This is a genomic window from Psychrobacter halotolerans (assembly GCF_039680845.1).
Lineage (GTDB): Bacteria > Pseudomonadota > Gammaproteobacteria > Pseudomonadales > Moraxellaceae > Psychrobacter.
Genome location: NZ_JBDKWD010000004.1, coordinates 87,952 through 109,941 on the forward strand (window position 1 = coordinate 87,952; position 21,990 = coordinate 109,941).

21 protein-coding genes are annotated in these 21,990 nt (G+C 44.1%); 9 read left to right on the plus strand and 12 right to left on the minus strand.

The window, feature by feature from the left end:
* The first annotated feature begins 105 nt into the window (after positions 1 to 105).
* From AAJP47_RS08750 to gspK, 6 genes are all read left to right on the plus strand, one after another.
* Positions 106 to 894, plus strand: a complete 789-nt coding sequence (locus tag AAJP47_RS08750) for a TatD family hydrolase (protein ID WP_346717536.1) — start codon at positions 106 to 108, stop codon at positions 892 to 894.
* Between the two features lie 229 nt (positions 895 to 1,123).
* Positions 1,124 to 1,807: a TetR/AcrR family transcriptional regulator gene (locus AAJP47_RS08755; protein ID WP_346717537.1), complete on the plus strand. Its 684-nt coding sequence runs from the start codon at positions 1,124 to 1,126 to the stop codon at positions 1,805 to 1,807.
* Positions 1,808 to 1,982: 175 nt separating this feature from the next.
* Positions 1,983 to 2,801, plus strand: coding sequence for a prepilin-type N-terminal cleavage/methylation domain-containing protein (locus tag AAJP47_RS08760; protein ID WP_346717538.1), 819 nt, complete (start codon positions 1,983 to 1,985; stop codon positions 2,799 to 2,801).
* A 3-nt stretch (positions 2,802 to 2,804) separates the two neighbouring features.
* Positions 2,805 to 3,308: a type II secretion system minor pseudopilin GspI gene (gene gspI, locus AAJP47_RS08765; protein WP_346717539.1), complete on the plus strand. Its 504-nt coding sequence runs from the start codon at positions 2,805 to 2,807 to the stop codon at positions 3,306 to 3,308.
* Positions 3,305 to 4,144 (plus strand): type II secretion system minor pseudopilin GspJ, encoded by an 840-nt coding sequence (gspJ, locus tag AAJP47_RS08770; protein WP_346717540.1) that lies wholly within the window; start codon positions 3,305 to 3,307, stop codon positions 4,142 to 4,144. The genes gspI and gspJ overlap by 4 nt, the downstream gene beginning before the upstream one ends.
* A 65-nt stretch (positions 4,145 to 4,209) precedes the next feature.
* Entirely contained in the window at positions 4,210 to 5,331 is a 1,122-nt protein-coding gene (gene gspK / locus AAJP47_RS08775; RefSeq protein WP_346717541.1) for a type II secretion system minor pseudopilin GspK, read from the plus strand.
* A 20-nt stretch (positions 5,332 to 5,351) separates the two neighbouring features.
* On the opposite strand, the gene AAJP47_RS08780 is transcribed toward gspK, so the two are convergent.
* From AAJP47_RS08780 to ychF, 4 genes are all read right to left on the minus strand, one after another.
* Positions 5,352 to 6,032 carry a TetR family transcriptional regulator gene (locus AAJP47_RS08780; RefSeq protein WP_346717542.1) on the minus strand — a complete coding sequence of 227 codons (681 nt, stop codon included), beginning with the start codon at positions 6,030 to 6,032 and terminating at the stop codon, positions 5,352 to 5,354.
* A 100-nt stretch (positions 6,033 to 6,132) separates the two neighbouring features.
* Positions 6,133 to 7,551 (minus strand): deoxyguanosinetriphosphate triphosphohydrolase, encoded by a 1,419-nt coding sequence (locus AAJP47_RS08785; protein WP_346717543.1) that lies wholly within the window; start codon positions 7,549 to 7,551, stop codon positions 6,133 to 6,135.
* 428 nt (positions 7,552 to 7,979) lie between these two features.
* Entirely contained in the window at positions 7,980 to 8,585 is a 606-nt protein-coding gene (locus tag AAJP47_RS08790; protein ID WP_346717544.1) for a hypothetical protein, read from the minus strand.
* A gap of 424 nt (positions 8,586 to 9,009) precedes the next feature.
* Positions 9,010 to 10,101, minus strand: coding sequence for a redox-regulated ATPase YchF (gene ychF / locus AAJP47_RS08795; RefSeq protein WP_346717545.1), 1,092 nt, complete (start codon positions 10,099 to 10,101; stop codon positions 9,010 to 9,012).
* A 266-nt stretch (positions 10,102 to 10,367) separates the two neighbouring features.
* Here ychF and AAJP47_RS08800 point away from each other — a divergent pair, with 266 nt between their 5' ends.
* The 3 genes from AAJP47_RS08800 to AAJP47_RS08810 all read left to right on the plus strand — a co-directional run bounded on the left by AAJP47_RS08800 (position 10,368) and on the right by AAJP47_RS08810 (position 14,361).
* The gene (locus tag AAJP47_RS08800; RefSeq protein WP_346717546.1) at positions 10,368 to 12,524 is read left to right on the plus strand and encodes an ATP-dependent helicase; all 2,157 of its coding nucleotides are present in this window, start codon (positions 10,368 to 10,370) and stop codon (positions 12,522 to 12,524) included.
* 191 nt (positions 12,525 to 12,715) lie between these two features.
* Positions 12,716 to 13,963 carry an NAD(P)/FAD-dependent oxidoreductase gene (locus tag AAJP47_RS08805; protein ID WP_346717547.1) on the plus strand — a complete coding sequence of 416 codons (1,248 nt, stop codon included), beginning with the start codon at positions 12,716 to 12,718 and terminating at the stop codon, positions 13,961 to 13,963.
* Positions 13,964 to 14,022: 59 nt separating this feature from the next.
* A complete protein-coding gene (locus AAJP47_RS08810; RefSeq protein WP_346717779.1) occupies positions 14,023 to 14,361 on the plus strand; it encodes a RidA family protein in 339 nt (112 codons plus the stop codon).
* Positions 14,362 to 14,922: 561 nt separating this feature from the next.
* Here AAJP47_RS08810 and AAJP47_RS08815 read toward each other — a convergent pair.
* The 8 genes from AAJP47_RS08815 to AAJP47_RS08850 form a co-directional block, all read right to left on the minus strand.
* Positions 14,923 to 15,756: an enoyl-CoA hydratase gene (locus AAJP47_RS08815; protein WP_346717548.1), complete on the minus strand. Its 834-nt coding sequence runs from the start codon at positions 15,754 to 15,756 to the stop codon at positions 14,923 to 14,925.
* 237 nt (positions 15,757 to 15,993) lie between these two features.
* Positions 15,994 to 17,130, minus strand: a complete 1,137-nt coding sequence (locus AAJP47_RS08820; protein WP_346717549.1) for a glycerate kinase — start codon at positions 17,128 to 17,130, stop codon at positions 15,994 to 15,996.
* Between the two features lie 31 nt (positions 17,131 to 17,161).
* Positions 17,162 to 18,520, minus strand: coding sequence for a GntP family permease (locus AAJP47_RS08825; protein ID WP_346717550.1), 1,359 nt, complete (start codon positions 18,518 to 18,520; stop codon positions 17,162 to 17,164).
* A gap of 312 nt (positions 18,521 to 18,832) precedes the next feature.
* A complete protein-coding gene (locus AAJP47_RS08830) occupies positions 18,833 to 19,057 on the minus strand; it encodes a hypothetical protein (protein ID WP_346717551.1) in 225 nt (74 codons plus the stop codon).
* Between the two features lie 303 nt (positions 19,058 to 19,360).
* Positions 19,361 to 19,876: a 50S ribosomal protein L9 gene (gene rplI / locus AAJP47_RS08835; RefSeq protein ID WP_346717552.1), complete on the minus strand. Its 516-nt coding sequence runs from the start codon at positions 19,874 to 19,876 to the stop codon at positions 19,361 to 19,363.
* Between the two features lie 20 nt (positions 19,877 to 19,896).
* The gene (gene rpsR, locus AAJP47_RS08840) at positions 19,897 to 20,127 is read right to left on the minus strand and encodes a 30S ribosomal protein S18 (RefSeq protein ID WP_010198808.1); all 231 of its coding nucleotides are present in this window, start codon (positions 20,125 to 20,127) and stop codon (positions 19,897 to 19,899) included.
* Positions 20,128 to 20,143: 16 nt separating this feature from the next.
* Positions 20,144 to 20,548 (minus strand): 30S ribosomal protein S6, encoded by a 405-nt coding sequence (gene rpsF / locus AAJP47_RS08845; protein ID WP_101205443.1) that lies wholly within the window; start codon positions 20,546 to 20,548, stop codon positions 20,144 to 20,146.
* Between the two features lie 273 nt (positions 20,549 to 20,821).
* Positions 20,822 to 21,814 (minus strand): RDD family protein, encoded by a 993-nt coding sequence (locus AAJP47_RS08850; protein WP_346717553.1) that lies wholly within the window; start codon positions 21,812 to 21,814, stop codon positions 20,822 to 20,824.
* Positions 21,815 to 21,990: the final 176 nt, after the last annotated feature.

Here is a 21,990-nt window from a genome sequence, read left to right on the forward strand (position 1 = left end):
TCTGACAACCTTTAATTTTCAACACGCCCTAACCTAGCAGTACCTAATCTCGTTTTTTTATTTAGTCGTTTTATTAACGAAAACCTTTTTTTAATGTGAGTGCTTATGTTTACTGATACCCATTGCCATCTCAACCGTTTAGATTTAACCAAATACGATGGTCAACTGTCTGGCGCGATTGCCGCGATGAAAGACGCCAATGTCACCCGTGCTATGGCTATTATGTGTGATTTTGAAGAATATGATAACATCACTAAGATTGTTCAGACTTATCAGGATGAAACGCTCAATCTTGGTATGAGTGTGGGTATTCATCCTTGTGAGGATATCAGTGTCTTACAATCAGCTACGACTGAACGCCTGATAGAAACCGCTAGTGCCGATCATGTGTGGGCAATTGGAGAGACAGGATTGGATTATTACTGGTCAACGGAGAATAAAAAAGAGCAGCAAGACAGTCTTGCGCGTCATATTCATGCCAGTCAACGTCTAAAAAAACCACTGGTGATACACATGCGTGATGCCAAAGAAGATACGATTGATATCTTAAAAAGTGAAGGCGCTGAACATGGCATTATTCATTGCTTTACTGAAGATTGGGAAACAGCAAAACGCGCGCTGGATTTAGGATTTTATATCTCATTTTCAGGTATCGTTAGCTTTAAAAGTGCGCAGACGATTCAGGACGCCGCACGCAAAATGCCGAAAGATAGAATGCTGATCGAAACGGATAGCCCTTATTTGGCTCCTGTTCCCAAACGCGGCAGACCCAATGAACCTGCTTATGTACCATACGTCGCTGCTTATATCGCAGAAATGTATGGTTGCAACGCACAAGAAATAGGCGAATTGACTGCAAAAAACTTTGAAAATTTACTAGCACAGTATCATTAAAATCGTTATGCTATGACCAATCAGTCATTTATCAGTCCGCTATGTGGCTTATAGGCTGAGTGATTTTAATGATAAATTTGAATACGTGATTGCCCATGTTTATTTAGAAAAATAAGCGTACCTTCTGTTGAAACTGCCAAGCCGTCCTTGCATAGACTTCTACTTTTTGCTGATGCGCTAACATAAACAACGGTGGTATGCTTAATCTTGTCAGATTTTAGGAGGGATTATGAGTCGTCAGCATCAGTTCAAGGCACGAGAAGAGAATATCTTAGCGATGGCAGAGCAACTACTACTCGAGTCGGGCGATGGTGATATTACTTTGGACAGTTTGGCAGATCAGCTCGATTTGGCTAAAGGTACACTGTATAAGCATTTCTCCAGCAAGGACGAGCTTTATTTGCGCATTATTATCCGCTATGAAGAGCAATTATTTGATATCAATCGTATAGATGACTGTCCATCAGCAGGCGTGGCCCGAATGATTTTTCAGCAGTTGTTCAATCCGCAAAAAGCAATGCTACTTAACCAAATTGAAGAGCGCTTAGCGGCATCGGTGACTGGTCTTAATCGCTTATTTGGCGAGCTATATGATATTCGTCGTCAGCGTATGAAACGTCTGATCGATATCATTAGTGCGTATTTAAGGGATGAGCATAGTAGTCTGAGCACTCGTGATTATTTGTCCTCTATTTGGGCAATGGGTCAAGGCGGGGCAGGCCTGTTGAACTCAAGCTTCTATCAGCGTTATTTGGGCCGCCGTGATACTCTACGTTATGCTTTTGTGCAGCAAATGCTTGAGCTGCCAAGTCATTATCCTGCTGAGGATAATGAGGTTATGGATGAAGACATGCAAGAGCTCGTAGAGCAAATTGACACTGAATCAGAAGAGCATCGCAATGCCAGTTATTAGTGTGGTTATTACCTGTTAATCTATTGACGCTTAGTTTATTAGTAAGGCTACTCAACGCTTCTCGTGTTGTCATATTCTATATTGCAGCACGCTTCAATCTCTATTTTTTATCATCTCGACAACTGACATCACCTCTCCACATACGACAACCTACTCATAGGCTTATAGGTGCAATATGCCGGTCACTGCCAAGTCTCAGTCCAGCTCAGCCACTATTTGCTATGTAGGCTTGATTCGTCAAAGTTTTTTGCCTGATAAGACGGACAGTCATTTATTGCGTTGTCCTTATCGACGTGAAAAACGGTTAATAGATAACGCGTCTATGGTATATCCACCCAACCCTGGTCGATCACAAAGAGGCTTTACCCTTGTTGAGATTGTGGTCGTGGTGGTCATTCTATCGATATTTGCGGGCATGATGAGCTTGTCCGTTGGTAGTAGCGAGTCCCGAAAAAACCGTGCCTTTTATGAGCATCTTACCGATTCATTGAATTATGTTCGATTGCTATCTGCTGAGCGCATGCAGCCTATGGGCTTGAGCTTACAAGCGGACAAAGAGGGACAGGTAAAACCTGTGATTGTCACCTTATCGAACCCTTATGTGGCTTATCAAACCGCAGATACGGTACCCAATAGCATCGATGGTCGCCCAAAAAACGCCATGGAGTTGTCTGCTGATCTGACGGGCATGTCAGGAGAGGGCGACAATCAACCGCCAACCCCAAGCTGGGACGTTGAGTCAGAAGTCAGCCTGCCTGATTTGCCAGCTGGTGTCAGCTTAAGGGTACAAAGTTTGGCTTCTAGTAATTCATCTGATACGGAAACAAGGCAGTTACAGCCTTGGTTTGCCGATCAAGCAGTGCCGCAGATACTATGGTTCGGTACAGGGCAAGCCGCGCCTGTCACTCTTGAAGTAATCCACAATTCTCGTCTGGTCGGTGAAGTGATTACGATCATGCCTGATGGCAGTATGATGATTGGACAGGGGTCATAGTTGATGGCTCTTTTATCCAAATCATCTCCTGTTATTGTCAAGAGAGCATCTTCTAAATCCAAACATGAGAGCGGCTTCACTCTCATCGAGGTCATGGTGGCTTTGGCCATTTTGGCAGTGGTTGCTGTTGCTGCTAGCCGCGCGAGTAGCGCTTATCTTAGCTCCGTTGATGTGTTGCGTACCCGCACGCTGGCTCATTTTGTTGCCCAAAACGCAGCGGCAGATTTGCGTATTCAAGACACCTGGCTCACGGCAAATAGTACGCAGAGTCTCAACGCTCAAGGTCGGGACTGGCAAGTAGTCATGACGGTTAGTGATGCGATTACGCCCTCATTAAAAAAGGTGAACATCGCGGTTGCACCTATTATAGATGGGCAAACAGGGACGGTAGTGACAGATATTGATGTGGTTGTTAGCAATAGCAAACAAGAGAGTGGCAGTCTAGATCTAGGCCGCATACCCTCTCAGGCCGCCAGTATGTCAGGACAGACAGGGGGCAATCCGTGAGGCAGCAACATGGATTTACTTTGCTTGAACTGATGGTTGCCATGGCCATCTTTGCGATGCTAGCGGTCGCAGGCTGGCAAGTGTTTGATGGTGTCAACCGAGCACGTGAACGGGCGCAATTTCACGCCGATCATTTGGCAGTATTGCAATATGCTTATTTGCAATTGCAGCAAGACATGGGACAAGTCATTCCTTATCAAGCAGCCAGCACCCAACAAGAAGGTGTCGCCAGTAATCGTAATATTGCCAATGCTGACAACGGCGCTCAAACCAATGATATAGTGCCTGAGCCTTTTATGCGCCTAGATGGCGAACATATAAGCTTTATGCGCTTTGCTGATCCCGATCCGCGCTACCAGAGCAGTGCGAGCATACAGCGTATCGAATACGTTTTTGTGGAAGACCGCTTGATTCGCCGTCAATACACAAGCTTAGATGGCGGACGTGATAGTGTCAGCTTAGACAGCGTATTGCTAGAAGGAATAACTGCCGGACGCTGGCAAGCGTATCTACCAGCATTGAGTCCCAAATTCCCTGATGAAAATGGCAGTAATAATACGGACGCGCCGTCTGGACAAGCAGCTGGTTTAGGGAGCGCACAGCCTGAGACCGCACTGTTGCCAAAAGGAGTGGCATTGAATTTTACTTATGAGGACATGCCAATCACTTGGCAATGGGCACTGACGCCGCCACCGATCGTGCGTAGTACGAATCAAAACGCACCTAACAATGTCGATAATGATAATAGTAATGGCGACAATGGCAATGACGAGAACAATAATAGCAGTAATGGATTCAGCGATAACGCTAATGGCAATATAGAAAACAGTGATTGAGTAGGGCGCATTAATTGAAAAGGTAGTACCAAAATGTATCACGTGATTGATAAGAAAGGCCATTTATGTCAATGACAGCGCACTCTCAGCGCGGCGTCGCGCTGCTCACTATTTTACTATTGGTGGTCAGCATTACGGTGGTTGCAGGCGCTATGCTTGCCAGCCAAAAGATAGCGATTAGGCGCAGTGGCTTGTTATTTGATCAAGACCAGCTGCTACAGGACATCCATGTTGGTCAACAGCTGGCCATCACCATGATTCGTGCTGACGATAAGCTAAATGATACGGATAGTGAGCAGGACATTTGGGCGCAGCCCTTACCGCCGTATAGTTTGGGCACGCATAGTATTGGTATCGAAATGCGTGATGAGGCCAGTCGCTTTAATATCAATAATTTGTATCAAAATGGCGCTGTGAATACCGCCGCCTTGGCTGTTTTTCAAAGACTTTTGACCCAGTTGAATGTAGAGCCTGATATTGCCGTGGCGGTACTTGATTATCAAGATCCAGACGGCGAAGTGTATGAAGATGGTGGCAATGAGAGTGTGGTATATGCTCAGCAGTCGAGTGCCACTGGCAACAGTACATTGCCAAATCAGCCTTTTTTGAGTATTGACCAGTTGCATGAGGTTCGAGGCGTCACTGATGAGGTATTAACGACGCTGCGCCCTTATATTACAGCAGCGCCTTACTATGTGCCTATTAACGTCAATACTGCCAGCCCCGTTCTGCTTGCTGCATTGATGGATGGCGCGACCAGCGAACAGATGCAAGGGCTCGTCGATATGAGGTCTAAGCAAGCGCTCGAGTCTATTGATGATTTGTGGCAATTGCCAGTTTTAAGCACGTTGGATGAAACACAACGACGAGATCTCACGCCCTTATTAGCAGTGGACAGTCAGGCTTTTATGGCGCTCATTACTGTGACTGACACTGCCAGTGTGGACGCGAGTAGCGGTCAAGCAAGACAGCGCTTTGCCACGGTATTGATTAGTAAAACTGCGATTAATGATGCAGTAGCGAACGGCAGTAACAGTAATTTAAATAACAGCAATTCCAATAACAGCAACTCCAATGACGGTGCCAGTGCTAATAATTCAAATCCCAGTGGTACAAGCGACGACAAACAAGCAAAAGACGTTCAAGTCGTGACGCAGCGTTTGTGGGCGTTTAGGCCAAGTTTTTGATAAATTTTGAGCACGCATCGTCAGTCTTTTAAACGTGTCTCTTCGCTAGACTTCCAATTGTAAGCGCCATAGAACAGCATTTGTGCTTGGCGAGTGCAGTTATGGAGCATGAGCTGTTTGTTTTCTTCAATCACATTGAGATCAATCTCATCGTCATGATCTTCGGTATAAGTTAGCTCTAACCAGTCGATGATCCACGAAAAGAACATGTTGACGCCAGCCTCGGCCAATAAGCGCCGGTCATAGGTATTAATATGAGTAAATGCGGGCTGTAGCGCCAAGTCTTCGGCCAAACTGTGCGCGTGCTTTTTTACCAGCTCGTTGATCGCTTTACGGACAGCTTCTGAGCCACCATAACGCTCACTGACTAAAAACTGCCAATAATAAGGCTGGTCGCTGACCATATATAAAAATAGCTGAATGCTCTTGGCAATTTGGCGATCAAAGCTGCGTTTGCGGCCAATTTGCAAACTGTCACTTAGTATCGCTAGCGTACCGCCAAGCTCTTCTACCACCAATGCGCGCCCAAGCGACTCCATGTCATCGAAATGCCGATAAAAGGCAGTCGGTACAACGCCGACTTCACGGGTGACTTGTCTGAGGCTAATAGAGCTAAAAGATTGCCCTGTCATACATAAATCAAGCACTGCATTGAAAAAGGCGTGCCGAGTTTGAAGTTTCTTCTGTTCGCGACTGCTCATAATGTTTCAGAATTATCCAGTAAAGGTTTATCATACTTATTTCAGCGAATAAATACGACCAAAATAAATAACTTGTTTTAATCTATTAACCCATCATCGACTAAACGACTGTACCCCAGTGTCCTTGTAATTCCTGTGCCAATCGATACGCTTCATGATCATTCATACCGGTAATAAAGTCCAAGATGTTTAAAACGTTGTGGTAATGGTCGTCTGAAAGCTCACGGCGATGCTCATCAAGGTGCGGCTGTAGTAATTTAAGCAATCGCTGCTGCTCAAATGACATAGGTACTGTCATGGGCGCTGCCTGATTACCAGCCCAAGCGAGGGGCATAAAAGCATCGAGCAAACGATGCAAACATTGATTGGCCATTAGCTCCATTCTTACTTTGCTTGGATGGTTGAAGATTTTCTCGCGTGCCAACTGCTTGGCTCGATTGATGCCATTTTGCACGTCTGCCTCACAATGATCAAACAAGCTACCGTTTAGCTTTCCAGCCAGCATAGCGTCATTATTGGTAACAAAAGCGTCGGTGACGGTATTGACCAGTCGCATCATAGCGCGTGCCCGCAAGGACGCCAAGCTTTGCCTGACTGACATGTGGGCGGGCAAATGAATACTGCTGGGACGCTCGCCAATCAATTCATAAAAGATACTGGCCACCTCGGTATAGGTTAGCATATTCAGATTAATGCCATCTTCTAAGTCGATGAGGGCATAGCAGATATCGTCCGCCGCTTCTAACAAATACGCCAAAGGATGACGAGCAAAGCCATCATGCTGCTCGGAGCGCGGCAAGTGCAGGGTAGCTGCCAACGCTTCTAACTGTGATGCTTCACTTTCAAAACAGCCAAATTTCTGTACGTTGTTGCTGATACGGTGATTATTCACATCGTTACTGTGCGCCGCAAGCCAAGGGTATTTCATAAACGCACCCAGCGTGGCACAGGTCAGCCGCATACCATCTTTATCAGGATGATGCTCGTTGCGCACCAGTAGTCGGAAACCTTGAGCATTGCCTTCGTATGCCAACAGATCGAGCTGCGCATTGATATCTAGGTTTTGTAAGATGGCTTGAGGCTTAGGCTGCCTAAACCAATCACGAATCGCATACTCTCCCGCATGACCGAACGGTGGATTGCCAATATCGTGAGCGAGGCACGCGGCTTGTACAATCACCCCAACGTCGGCTGGCGAGACTCCAGTTGGAAGACCATTATCCAATGTATCATGGAGTTTTTCAGCAGCCATCATGCCTAAAGAACGCCCAATGCAGGACACCTCAAGCGAATGTGTCAAGCGCGTATGAATACCGAGCTGATTGGTTAAAGGATGGACTTGGGTTTTTTGATTGAGCTGGCGAAAGGAGTGAGAAAAAACCAGTCTGTCATAGTCTTTATGGAAGTGCGAGCGTGCCGTTTCGCCCGCTTTAGGCGTTTTGGTTGATCCAAGTCGCTGGGCGCTGAGCAGATGTGCCCATTGTGTGGTCGCGTTTGAAAATGATTGGTGGTTAGACATTATTATAATTATCCCAATGATGAACGGACGTATTTGTTCTATTGCTTCTTAGCATAGCAAAATAGTCGCGTGGGTTCATCTATTGTTGTTGCCTGCTTTATAGTCAGACAACGACCGCTTGTAAGGGTTTAATTATACAAAGGCTAGGATGTAAATAATATATAGTCAGTTGAAAATACAACGGTTATATAAATTTAAACGCGCTACTAGCACAAATTTTACTTGCGTGCTGTGCCTGCGCCGACAGAGGCTACGTAAAATTCATCCTAGTAACGCTATAACACTTTTGAGGTGTTAAACAGGGCAACCGGCTAGTGAGATAAATTTTCTTGCTTACTGTACCTACGCAGACAGAGGCGGCGCAAATTTTATCTCAGCAGCACGGTATTTATTTTATAGGGGCTTGCCTATATGTTCCCTAATAAGTTCTAGCCGTCTGTTTTTTGGCAATCGAATAAAATTGCTTCTTCACCTTCAGCGACACTACCGTCTAATGTTTTGTTGCTTAATACGGCTTTGGTGGCGTCAGCATTCAATTGCCATCTCATACCCGCATCATTTGCAATCCCAATATCAGTCTCATATGCGGCACCCGTATTGTTAGAGTTAGGTAGTGCCATCGCTGTCAAGTCATACTCAACGCCATCGATCAATAAGTGTGCGCTGGTAGCAGGTTGGGTGCTATCCTCAGGGTCATAATGAGCTTCAATGGTTTGTTCGGGCTGACAGTTATAGGTGGTCATGTCTGCTGCATCATGATGGTGTCCATCATGGCTGTGATCATGTCCGTCGTGTTCATCATGGCTATGGTCGTGGTCGTGCTCTTCATGACTGTGACCTTCATGAGTATGGTCATCTTCTTCATGGTCGTGGCCTTCATGATCTTGTTCGTGCTCATCGTGTGCCTCATCTACTACCGCAGCATCATCAGTGGTTTGCGGCGTCTCGGTTTTTTGTTCACAGCCTACGCCTATCAATAAAAAGGTAAAGCAAAGTAGAGCAGTCTTAGAATGAGTACGGGTAAGCGCTATCATGGAAAATGCCTTAATAAATAACAAAGTAAATGAATATAAGTATTAAAATTGCTACGTTATAATATAACATAAAGAGCATAAAAAAAACCAACATAGATTGCTCTACATTGGTTTTTATATCGAAGTCAGAATAGAATCAATCGATTTTAAAGAAAGTATGGTTCTACTGGGAGAAATTTTGCGAAGCATCTGTCACGCTCGCGAACAGCCAGTAAGGAAAATTGATACCAGTAGAACACGATGATTGTATGTATAGTCGATTCTAAATAAAACAGATACGTTATTTTATGGCGCGGAACTAATATAAATTTTTCTGGCTTGCTGTGCCTACGCCGACAGAGGCTGCAAAAAATTCATATCTGTCCCGCTGACTCGTTTTTATACCGAACTCACTATACAGTCTTTATTTTGGAATGACGGTAGATTACACGTTGAATCTAAAGTGCATTACATCGCCATCTTGTACGATGTAAGTTTTACCTTCTAGACGTGATTTACCAGCGGCCGCTGCGCCTTTTTCACCGTTGTACTCGATAAAGTCATCATAAGCAATGACTTCGGCACGGATAAACCCGCGCTCAAAATCCGTATGAATCACACCAGCCGCTTGCGGGGCTGTGGCACCAATAGCGACTGTCCATGCACGCACTTCTTTGACACCAGCGGTAAAGTAAGTCTGCATATCAAGCAGGTCATAACCGCCACGAATCACTTGATCAAGACCGGCCTCTTCCATATCCATCTCAGCCAAGAAGTCTTTTTTATCGTCTTCATCAAGCTGAGCGATTTCAGATTCGATTTGGTTGCATAGGGCGATGACGATTGAGTCTTCACCCGTGGCATAATTGCGTACGGCATCTAGGTATGGATTGTTTTCAAAGCCATCTTCACTGACGTTTGCGATATACATGGTTGGTTTTAAGGTGATTAAACCATAGCTTCTGATGAGTTTTTTCTCATCACTATCAAGGTTGGCTGCACGCGCCGCTTTACCTTCTGCTAGTAATGGCTCAACTTTTTTAAACACATCAAGCAATGCTTGCGCGTCTTTATCACCACCTTTAGCCTTTTTAGTTTGGTTGTGGATTGCACGCTCAACCGCTTCTAAATCGGCCAATGCCAATTCAGTATTGATGGTTTCGATGTCATCAATGGGGCTGACGCGACCATCAACGTGTACGACGTTGTCATCATCAAAACAACGTACCACATGAGCGATGGCATCGGTCTCACGAATATTGGCTAAGAACTGGTTGCCCATGCCTTCACCTTTTGAAGCGCCCGCGACAAGACCTGCGATGTCCACAAATTCCATCGTCGTTGGCAATACGCGCTCAGGATTGACGATGTCAGCCAATTTCTTTAGGCGTGGATCTGGCACAGGTACGATACCTGTGTTGGGATCTTTGGTACAAAATGGAAAGTTTTCAGCGGCGATACCCGCTTTGGTCAAGGCATTAAACAGGGTGGATTTACCCACGTTTGGTAGACCGACGATGCCGCAATTAAAACCCATAACGTTCTCTCAATGTAGTCATAAAATCAGTTGATAAACAACTTGGTTAAATAGTAAATCAAAATTGCGCATATTGTAGCAAATTTCACTCAATAGGGGTGAGGTTGTTATACTGGTTAAGCGCATTTTCATGACACTGTATCTGCAAGGTTTGGCGCTTACACTATTATGATAAGCTACGACTTATGATTCTTATTAAACGCCCATCTATCTGTTTTGCTAAGGACAGATGGCGCTGCACCCTTCGTCACAGGCAAGACCGTATAATGAAACCTAAGATTTTTGATACCAGTCATTATGACTATCCGCCAAACTTCGTTGAGATGAAACCCAAGCTTGCGCGTCTTGAACAGGCAATTGAAAAACTCGAAGCCAATTTGATACGGGCAGATGCGGAGGTGTTAAATCAGCGGCTCGCCAGCTCAGCACTGGAAGTGGATTATGCCAGTGAGTTAAATGCGGATCAGTTGTTGGCGGCGACCACGATTGAGGGCAAGGTATTGGTCATCGCTGGAGCAGGCTCTGGTAAAACCAAAACGCTAACGTATAGAACCAGCTACTTAATAGAAAATGGCGTGTCGCCCAAAGAGATTTTATTATTGACCTTTACACGTAAAGCGGCCAATGAAATCAAAAGTCGCGCCCAGACGTTGCTGGCAAGCAGTCGCATCAACGACGGTCAAAAAGAGGGCAAAGCATTGAATGGGATTACCAGTGGTACTTTCCATTCATTTTGCAATAGGGTACTGCGCCAATATTCAGGTCTACTTGGTATCAATCCGCGCTTTACGATTTTGGATACGGGCGATAGCGAAGATGCCATCGATCTGATCAATAAAGAGAAAAAATATCCAATTAACGTCACCGTTCAAGCATTTCCGCGCAAAAAAACGCTGCAAAAAATATTTTCAACATCGAGAAATCGCCGCATCTTGATTCGTGATTTGATTGAGAGCAGCTATCCTGATATCGCGACTCACATCCCTATTATTGAACAGCTGGCCGTTGATTTTCATGAGTATAAGCGCAGTAATCATTTATACGATTTTGATGACATTATCGGTCAAGTAGTACGTCATCTGAGAGACAATGAGAAGTTTCGCAAGCTTTTACAAAACCAGTATCGTTACCTGATGGTGGATGAGTACCAAGACACCAACATCCCCCAAAAAGCGTTGATTGATTTGATCTGCCAACCTGAGTCGGTGTCATTGATGGTTGTGGGTGACGATAACCAAAGTATTTATGCCTTTCGCGGGGCCAATTACGAAAATATTCTATTGTTTGGCGAGACGTACCCTGAGGCAAAACTTATCAAGCTTGAGCAAAACTATCGCAGTACGCCCGCTGTTTTAAATTATGTCAATGCGTTGTCAGCGCAAATTACTTTGGGTTATCAAAAGCAGTTGTACTCTGGCGCACTGACGGCGGGCGTAAAGCCCGTATTTTGCCGATTAAGCGACGAAACCAAAGAAGCGAAGTACATCGCTGATACGGTTTTGGCACTCAAATCGGAATATGACTATAAAGATTTTGCTGTGTTATGCCGCACGTCGTTTCAATCCAACTACATACAGCTTGAGTTGATGGAGCGCCGCATACCGTTTATCGTTGTCGGCGGTATCAAGTTCATCGAAAGACGTCACATTAAAGACGTATTGGCCTTCGTTAAAATACTCTATAACCCCAATGATACGATTGCGTGGCATCGTATTTTGACCTTGTTTAAAGGAGTCGGATCGGTCACTGCCACGCGTCTAACCCAAGCCATTACCGCTGATAACAACTCCTTTGAGCCATTACTAACCGCAAAGTTTGCCAAAAAAAGCACACAGCTTGCACCCCTGTATAAAGTATTGAGCGAATCCAGCCAAGCAGAAACCGTTGATACCATTATCGAGCGGATTCTTGCGTTTTATATACCCATCTTAAAAATCAATGAAGACAACTGGCGTGAGCGCAGTGAGGATTTTCGCGTTTTAACCAACTTAGCGGCAGAGCACGACAGCCTCGATAGCTTTTTAGAAAATCTGGCACTCGATCCACCCAATGATTCAATCGCCACAGTTGCAAAGACCGAGCAGGCAGAAGAAAGTAATGACAAGTTGACGATCTCTACCATTCATAGCGCGAAAGGACTTGAGTGGCCAGTGGTATTTGTGAATTCTTTGGTCGATGGCATGACCCCGCACCATCGCTCATTGAGTGATTTTGAAGCACTGGAAGAGGAGCGTAAGTTGTTTTATGTCGCTTGTAGCCGTGCTAAAAATCGGTTGTTTTTAACCGCGCCAGATTACTTTGCGAGTTACTCAGGGTACTTTGATAAAGTATCGCGGTTTATCGCAGAGTTGTCTGCTGAAAAGGTAACAGTTGAGACGATTAAAAAGTCTATTAAAGAAAGTGATGAGCCGGTGTGGTGGTGAGAGTTGAGTTGAGAATGGTTATTCCTTTTAAAAATGGCTTTCTATTAAATTCATAACCAAAGATGTGTCGCCGTAAAAATATTTTTTAGATAAGGGTTTAATATTTGGCTCAATGCGTTATATTACCACCTTATAATTTAGACCCCTATATTTTGACACACTGTATTAATATCCTATGAGAAGGACAGGTTATGCGCTATGAAGTGATCGTTATCGGTGCAGGTATGGTTGGTACCTCAATTGCATGGCATTTGCAAAAAAACAATTCAAACGTGCTGCTGTTAGACAAGAAGCTACCAGGGTCAGAGACGTCATATGGTAATGCTGGGCTGATTCAGCGTGAAGCGATTCACACTCATCCTTTTCCTCGTCAGTTGACGGAGATGATCCGAGTACTGCCCAACCAAGGGACTGATATTCGTTATCGCATACCCGCAATTTTGCGTTACCATCAAGCGCTGCTTCAGTACTGGAAATACTCTACGCCTGCGTCAGTCAAAAAGATTGAGTCTGAATGGCAGACGCTGATTGAGCATTGCACCAGTGAGCATCAGACCATGATTACCGCATCTGGCGCCGATGAGCTGATTACTCGTGAAGGGTGGTTGCAATTGCATCGCTCTGAAGAGACCTTAAAAGAAGCCATGGCGTTAGCGATAGATGCCCGCGAGCAAGGCGTTGAGCACAACGTATTGAACGTTGAAGAGTTAAAAGCCATGGAGCCGAGTGCCAATTTTGACGATTTCGTAGGCGCGATTCATTGGCTTAACTCATGGCAAGTGTCCAACCCAAGCTCATTGGTAAAAGCCTATGCCAAAAATTTCCAAGACATGCAGGGTACGATCAAAGAAAGCGATGTAAAAGACATCGTGCAAGAGGCGGATGGCTGGAAAATTATTACTGACAGCGAAACCTACTATAGCGATAAGCTGGTGATTGCTGCAGGGCCTTGGTCTAACGATTTGATCAGACCGCTTGGTTATGATTTGCCATTGTTCCCAATGCGTGGCTATCATCAGCACTTTAAAGTGACTGATAAAAATACGATCAAGCACAGTATGTTTGATATGGACAAAGGCTTTGTCATGGGTCCGATGCAGCAAGGCATTCGTATCACCACGGGCGCTGAGATGACGACCATGAATGCGCCGAAAAACTTCGGGCAATTAAACACCGTATTGAAGTTCGCTAAAAAGATCTTACCGTTAGAAGACGCGGTAGAGAGTGAAGCGTGGGCGGGATCGCGTCCTTGTATGCCAGATATGAAGCCTGTGATTGGCCCGGCGAATAAGCACGAAAAATTGTGGTTTGCGTTCGGACATAGTCATCAGGGCTTTACACTTGGGCCGATGACGGGACGTCTTGTAGAAGAGATGATTCATGAGAAGCCTTTACTGGTTGATCTTGCGCCGTTTAGTGCTGAGCGTTTTTCTAAATAAACGCGCGTTCAGCATATTTAGCACAGACTTAAATTTATAAATTGAAGGTATATGACATGATAAAAAAGCTACATAGTACTCCACGCATGAGCAGAATTGTCGTCCATAACAAGACTGTATACTTATGTGGTCAGGTCGGTAATGCAGAAGACGATATCAAAGCGCAAACATTGACTTGTTTGGAAAAAATCCAAACGTTATTAGAAGAAGTGGGTAGCGACAAGTCGAAGCTACTATCTGTCACGGTTTGGATCAAAGACATGGCAGACTTTGCCGCTATGAATGAAGTCTATGACAAATGGTTTGAAGGCATCCAGCCACCAGCGCGTGCTTGCGGCGAGTCAGCGTTGGCACGTCCGGAACTACTGGTTGAGATGATCGCTATTGCCGCTGAGTGATAGATTGATTGTAATAGCTGTATAAAAAAAGGACATGATAGCGATATCATGTCCTTTTTTGTGTCTTATAAATCTTCTCAGTACAGTTAATAATGCAAGCATTTTTTACAAGCCATAGAAGTAAGATTGACTTAAATATTAAACATATGTCCTATAAAATTATGAGTTTCTTATGTTACCTGTTATTATGTACTAGCAACAATTCTGAGATAATTAATACATTTAAAAATATCTTTTTTAACTGACGACCGTGTTTTTACAACATATTTTGAGGAAGGTTACGTGGAAACGATAGGAATAGTTATAGTTGTTATTGCAAGTATCATGTGTCTTATTTATAGTATCAAGTTAATCATCATTGCCTTTCAAGAGTCGGTACTTTGGGGACTACTGTATTTGTTTTTTCCATTTGCTAACTTATATTTTATTATCACTCGTTGGCAAGAATGTAAATCACCATTCTTGAAAACGCTTATAGCTGTTGCGTTGATGATCTTAGGATTTATAATAGCTGCATAACAATAGCAACGTCATTCTCCTTTGAACGTGTTCATATAATCATTAACATCCTTTCCATACCGCATGGCGCTTTTCGATAAAGGCGTCGATGCCTTCGCTGACATCGTCCGTCATCATATTACAGGTCATGACGTCGCTGGCATACTCATAAGCGTCTGCTAACGACATCTCTAATTGTTTATAAAACATGTCTTTGCCTGTTTTTACGGCGACCGAAGATTTGGTAGTAATGGCCTCAATTAAAGACTTTAGGGTTGTGTCTAATTGATTCTTTGGTGCCACACGATTAATCAGGCCTTGCTGTAGCGCTGTACTGGCACTGATGAATTCGCCAGTAATAAGCATCTCAAAGGCGTGTTTACGAGATAAGTTGCGACTGACCGTGACAGCGGGAGTGGAACAAAACAGTCCGACGTTGATTCCAGAAGTGGCAAACTTAGCGTTATCAGAAGCAACGGCTAAATCACAAGCGGCGACCAATTGACAGCCAGCTGCGGTTGCGATGCCTTGTACCTTTGCGATGACTACCTGCGGCATATTATTGATGGTTAGCATCATGCGACTGCATTGTTGGAATAGTGCTCGGTGGAACGCCGCATCCGTGTTTGCCCGCATCTCTTTTAAGTTGTGACCCGCACAAAACGCTTTACCCTTGGCGGCGATGACCACCACTTGAATACGGTGGTCTTGAGCAATACTGTCCAGCTCAGTTTGCATAGCAGAAAGCAGCTCAACCGATAAGGCGTTAAATTGTTGTGGACGGTTTAGGGTGAGAGTAACGACGCCGCGCGAATCATGGCTGTCTTCTCTAATAACCAAAGGCTCGTTTATGTCTGTCGCGGAGGGGGATTCGGTTTTATTTGGGCTAGAGGTCATCGTTTATCATCCTTGATAAAAGAGAGTAGGTTTTGAGACAACATCTTAGCAATGTTATCTATTATTACCTAAATAGTAGCACGCCTTATCGCAAAATGGCGGGTCTTTGACAGTAGTCAATAAAAAATAGCACCTTCAATTAATGAGGGTGCTATTGATTTAAGGGTAAATAGAAAAGAGAGCTGGAGTAGGGTCAATATCGATGAACAAATACGCCAATATGCCAAAGAACGTTTTTTATCGTACGCTTTGACCCAATCGCATGGCCGCAGCAATATTAACAGCGGTGGTTTCAATATTGTGATAAGCCGCGCTTAATACATTGTCAATAGAGTCTATTCTCTGAATACTCGGCATAACGACGTCGAATTGGGTCGTCTCAGCAGGCTTTAACCCATCCACACTACCGCAAATAGCAATGACAGGTGTGTGGCTAGCTTTAGCGAGCTGACTGATACCGCCAGCGACTTTTCCCATCGCGGTTTGTGCGTCAAGCTTACCTTCGCCTGTAATCACCAAATCTGAATCGGCAATATGCTGTGATAAGCTGGCAACTTCGGCCACCGTATCAAAACCTGACTTTAGCTGAGCACGGCAAAAGCCCATTAACGCATAACCAAGTCCGCCTGCTGCACCAGCGCCAGCGACTTCCTGACACTTCTCATAACCGTGCTCGTCACAGATGGTGGCAAAGTGACCAAGTGCTTTGTCCAAATCAATGACCTGCTGTAGACAAGCGCCTTTTTGTGGGCCAAAGATAGCGCTCGCGCCCAATTCACCGCATAAAGGATTGGTCACATCACAAGCCACTTCAAATACCGTATCTAGTATACTTGCATGAAAACCCGTATTGTCCAGTCGCTGTAGGTTGGCAAGCTCGCCGCCACCTTGACCCAACATATTGTCATCAGCGCCATGAAATGTCATGCCAAGCGCGGTTAGCATCCCAAGTCCTGCGTCATTGGTTGCACTACCGCCCAGACCGATAATAATGCGTTTGGCACCTTCAGCCAACGCATCGGCAATCAGCTCACCGACGCCATAACTACTAGCAATAACAGGATTACGCTCTGCGACCGTCAGTAGATGCAATCCGCAAGCTTGCGCGATTTCAATGACCGCAGTGGCATCCGGTAACAGTAAGTATTTGGCAGTAATGGGTCTCATTAATGGATCGTGGACGCGCACTTCTTTCCAGCGTCCACCCAGCACATAGGACAATACCGCAGAAGTACCTTCGCCGCCATCCGCCATGGGCAATAAGGTATATTCAGCGTTTGGGAATACCTGACTAAATCCAGACTGGATTGCATGGCAAACATCCAACGCCTCTAAGCTTTCTTTAAACGAATCGGGAGCGATTAAAATTTTCATAAAACTCTCTTTGAGTAACTCAGCGGATATCTTAAATAAATACTAAGGTCAATAACCAGATAAACACAATACTGGTCACGCCTTGAATACCAGTTGCCATGGAATGGGCTTTATATGCTTGAGCAACACTCATACGGCTAAACTGACTAACAATCCAAAAGAAGCTGTCATTGGCGTGCGAAACCGTCATAGCACCAGCACCCACCGCCATGACACAAAAGACCCGACCAAGCTCACTGTCGAGACCAATTTGACCCAGCAAAGGAGCAATCATCGCGGAGGTGGTGACCAAAGCGACAGTGGTTGAGCCTTGGGCAGTTTTTAGCGCAGCAGAGACAATAAACGGCATAAAAATACCCAGTCCTAATGCCGATAAAGTCGTACCTAAGTAATCGCCAATTGGGGTCACTTTTAGCATGGCACCAAATGCACCGCCGGCGCCAGTGATCAATAGAATAGGCGCTGCTACCACCAAACCTTGTGAAATGCTGTCGCTAATTTGCTGCGTTTTTTGTTCTGAATTGATCAAAAGGAAGGATAAAAACAGACCAACCAGTAGGGCGGTGAGTGGATTACCAATGAATACCAAGATGTCTGTCAACATACCACTGCCAAAGGGTGCACTTGGAAGATTGGCAACTGACGATAAGCAAATTAATAAAATAGGGACGATAATCGGTAAAAACGCCATGGTTGCCGAAGGCAGATGGCTATAATCATCACGCGTTTTCATACCATCAGGCATTGCTGCTGCTGGGGCGTCTTCTGCATCTATGTTGTCAGGCGTGGCATTCAAAAAGCGATTCGACCACCACCAGCCTGCCAATACAGCAACTGCTGTCACAACCACACCCACCATGATGACCAAGCCTAAATTCGACTCGAGTCCCAAGTTACCTGCCGCCGCGATCGGGCCTGGTGTGGGTGGCACGAAAGTGTGGGTCGCATACAAACCCGTTGCGAGCGCAATACTCATCGCCACGCTAGAGACTTTTAAACGCTCAGCCAAAGACTCTTTTAAAGAGTTCAAGATAATATAACCTGAATCACAGAACACCGGCACTGACACTACTGCTCCCACAATAGACATGGTCAACGTTGGGAAGCGTGGGCCTAATACTTTAATGACGGATTCCGCCATGACGATAGCGGCACCTGTTTTTTCGAGGATCAAGCCAATAATCGTACCAAATACGATGACCAGACCGATATAACCTAGAATACCACCAAAGCCATCAGAGATTGTCTTAGCAACCGTGTTAAGCGGTACTTGATAAAAGAGTGCGACCAAGAAAGCAGATAAAATCAACACTAAAAAAGGATGCCACTTTAGTTTTGCGGTGGCGAAAATAATAAAAAGAATGGTCAGCACAAGCCAAAATACGATCATTACTGCCTCTGTATCGTTAATATCTTCGTTAATTATCCATGCCGCTTTCACTTAGCTGAGCATCAATAATGATAGGTATTTTTAAAGGAGCATATTCTATCGCAAATACGTGCTGCGAGGAAACCTATTCGACACAGATATGAGGTTATTGATAATAAAAAGCCCATACTATGACAGTATGGGCTTTTTATTTTATGTCTACCATATTGTTTACCACAATATTGACGCCTGTATATTTTGGCTTTGAATAGCATGTACTATGATTTGTTGTACCTGATTCTCTGAGTGAACACATTGCCATTTAGTTTGCGACTAAGCTATCTTATCAAACCAAGCTTTGCTGTTTTCAGCGACGGAAGAATCAAAGCTCACATAAATACCTTGCTCATCCAAAGTGGCATACCAATGATCTTCGTTATTATCAGTCAATAACTGAAAATATTTATTATTCACAATTCTGCCTACGGTGTATACCTCACCTTCTGAATAAAAACTGTTACCGCGTATACATAGCAATTTATCATTAGTCTGTATCATATAATCTTGCCCTGTCAGTGAATAAGAAACGAACAGCATAGCAACTCAATGAATGGTAATAAAGGTGACTTTATAGACAGTATCTTATCGTTAAGTATAAGCTTTCCATCCTATCTATTGCAAATAGTTACGGGACTATGTCACTTATTGAACAAACAAGTAAAGAGTGGATTAAAGTCATTCACTTATTAAATTGTATGCCCTCGGAGCTTGACTTGACATTGTGCCAATGAGCGCTCATAAAAAAAGCCAGCAACTTAACGTCACTGGCTTTTTTTATTAAAAACTTAGATATTCAAAAAATTACTCTTCAGAATAGTCTTCGTTTTCGTCTGCAACTTCATCATCATTGTCTAGATCGTCGTTGTTACCATCTTCAGATAGGATGGTGACTAAGATGCTAGCAGTAACGTCATGATGCAATTGGATATCAACATTGTATTCGCCAATCTGACGCAGAGTGCCTTCAGGTAGCTTGATTTCAGCACGGTCAACTTCTAGACCTGAGTTAGTCAATGCTTCAGCGATATCACGAGTACCGATAGAGCCAAATAGCTTGCCTTCGTCACCTGATTTAGCACGCATGATTACATTAACGTCAGTCAATGCATCAGCACGTTCTTGAGCAACCGCTACCTCTTTTGCTTCTTCAGCTTCAAGCTCAGCACGACGTGCTTCGAACTTTTCAATGTTAGCTTTAGTTGCAGGTAGTGCTTTGCCCTGAGGGATAAGAAAGTTACGTCCGTAACCTGGTTTTACATCGACAGTTTCACCGAGTTTACCAAGGTTGACGATACGCTGTAACAAAATAATTTGCATGAGTCATTCCTAGTTAACGGTTAACCTTGATGGTTATCAGTGTATGGAAGTAGCGATAAATAACGAGCTTGCTTGATAGCAGTCGCTAGTTGACGCTGATATTTAGTAGACGTACCGGTAATACGGCTTGGTACGATTTTGCCATTATCACTAATATACTGTTTTAGCAATTCAACATCTTTATAATCGATGTGAGTGATGCCTTCAGCAGTGAAACGGCAGAATTTGCGACGGCGATAGAAACGTGCCATGAGTATTCTCCTTTAATTAGTCTTCACTGTTGTCGTTGTCGTCATTATCGTTTTCACGATTGTCTGGACGACGAGTAGTTGCTTTGCGTGCGCGTTTTTCATCGGCATTCTTGGCTAACTGCGACTCTTCAGTGACAGCTTCGTCACGGCGCATAACTAGACTACGAATGATCGCGTCGTTATAGCGGAATAATTCTTCAAGTTCAGCCAAAGTCTCGCCGTCAGTTTCAATGTTGAAAAGAACGTAGTGAGCTTTGTGAATCTTGTTGATTGGGTAAGCCAGTTGACGACGGCCCCAATCTTCTAAACGATGGATAACACCGTTGTTGTCTTGAACTAACTTGATGTAGCGCTCAACCATGCCAACCACTTGGTCGCTTTGGTCTGGGTGTACAAGTAGCACCAGTTCGTAATGTCGCATTATGACTCCTTACGGATTAGTAGCTATTAACCCTATGTTAATAGCAAGGAGATTTATAAGGTAAGCTTAATCTCGGCAAATACAGCAGAGCAGAAGCTTAGTTTATAAAGCGCCGTATTATAACAGTACTTAATGATTAACACAAAGGTTAATATCAAAGCCCGCTATACTTTATCATTTCTAAAAATTACGGTTAAAAATAACGACCAATAAAGAAGCAACGCTTAGCGTTGCTTCTTTATTAATTGAACAGAAACTCTATTAGAAAATACGCTATTTAATCTTTGGCTCTTTTACCAATTGGCTGTTGTCTGCTTTTACTACTAACGTCTTAGCAAGTTTGTCATGCCAGCCAATATTTTCAGGGCTTTTCGATGCCATGTAATAATGAATAGCAACAATGACAAACCCTAAAAAGCTTGTAAATGAGAACAACAAGTTATAAATAATAAAAAGAAGCAAGGTACGAATGCCAACCAGTTTGGTAAATGAGGGCAAACGATGGGTGGTTTGATCAACGACACGAATACCCGTCAATAGCTTGCCAAGTGACTGGCCACGTAGTGTGATAAACACCAGTTGCAATGCAAATAGCCCAAAAACCATGACCTGTGACATCATGAGTGTGCCACTAGGAATGCTTTCCATCAACGTCATAGAGTATTGGTAAGCGACGTCCATATTTTGGATGTTTTGGAATTTACTATAATCCACATCCATTTTGGTCAAAGCGATTACCAAGGGAACAATGGCTAATACATACAACAAACCGTTGATAGCCGCTGCCAATACACGCGACATGATGGGCGCAAGTACAACGTCACCGACGACCTTGTCTTTATCAGAGCCTGCTTTATTAAGCGTAGATTTGTTTAAAGACACATTGTTATGCGGGGTGAGATGACGGTTGGTTGTCATGTCTATTTTCGCATCTTTACTCGACTCTTTTGGACGTTCAGGCTTACCATATAATCTATCTAAAGAGACAGACTTGTCCTTTTGTCCATGATTAGCATTGTCTTCAGGGAATATTGTGACATTATTAATGATAGAGTCATTAACCTCTGAAGCAGGTTGGGCCGGTCTATAGACGGTTTGATTGTTGGTCAATTGACCAACGCGTTGCCATTGGTCTAATCCTTCATGCCACATCAAATCATCCAGCAATACTTCACCAGATGCCAACATAATATTAAGCTGCTCCAAATTATAGGGGCCAGCTTGTACGTTATTTCGAGCAAGGAAAATCTGCATAGTTGCCTGCATAGTTAGTCATATCTTAAGCCATTATATTAGGGTCTATCTGAAAAAATCAAATAGACCCTAAACGTTGTCTTTTTAATGACTGTGTGAGTTACCCGTGTATAGTCAATACTTAAGAAAATCGATACCAGATATTACAATGCACGACTGGTAAAAATTTTCCTTGCTTGCGGTAGCGT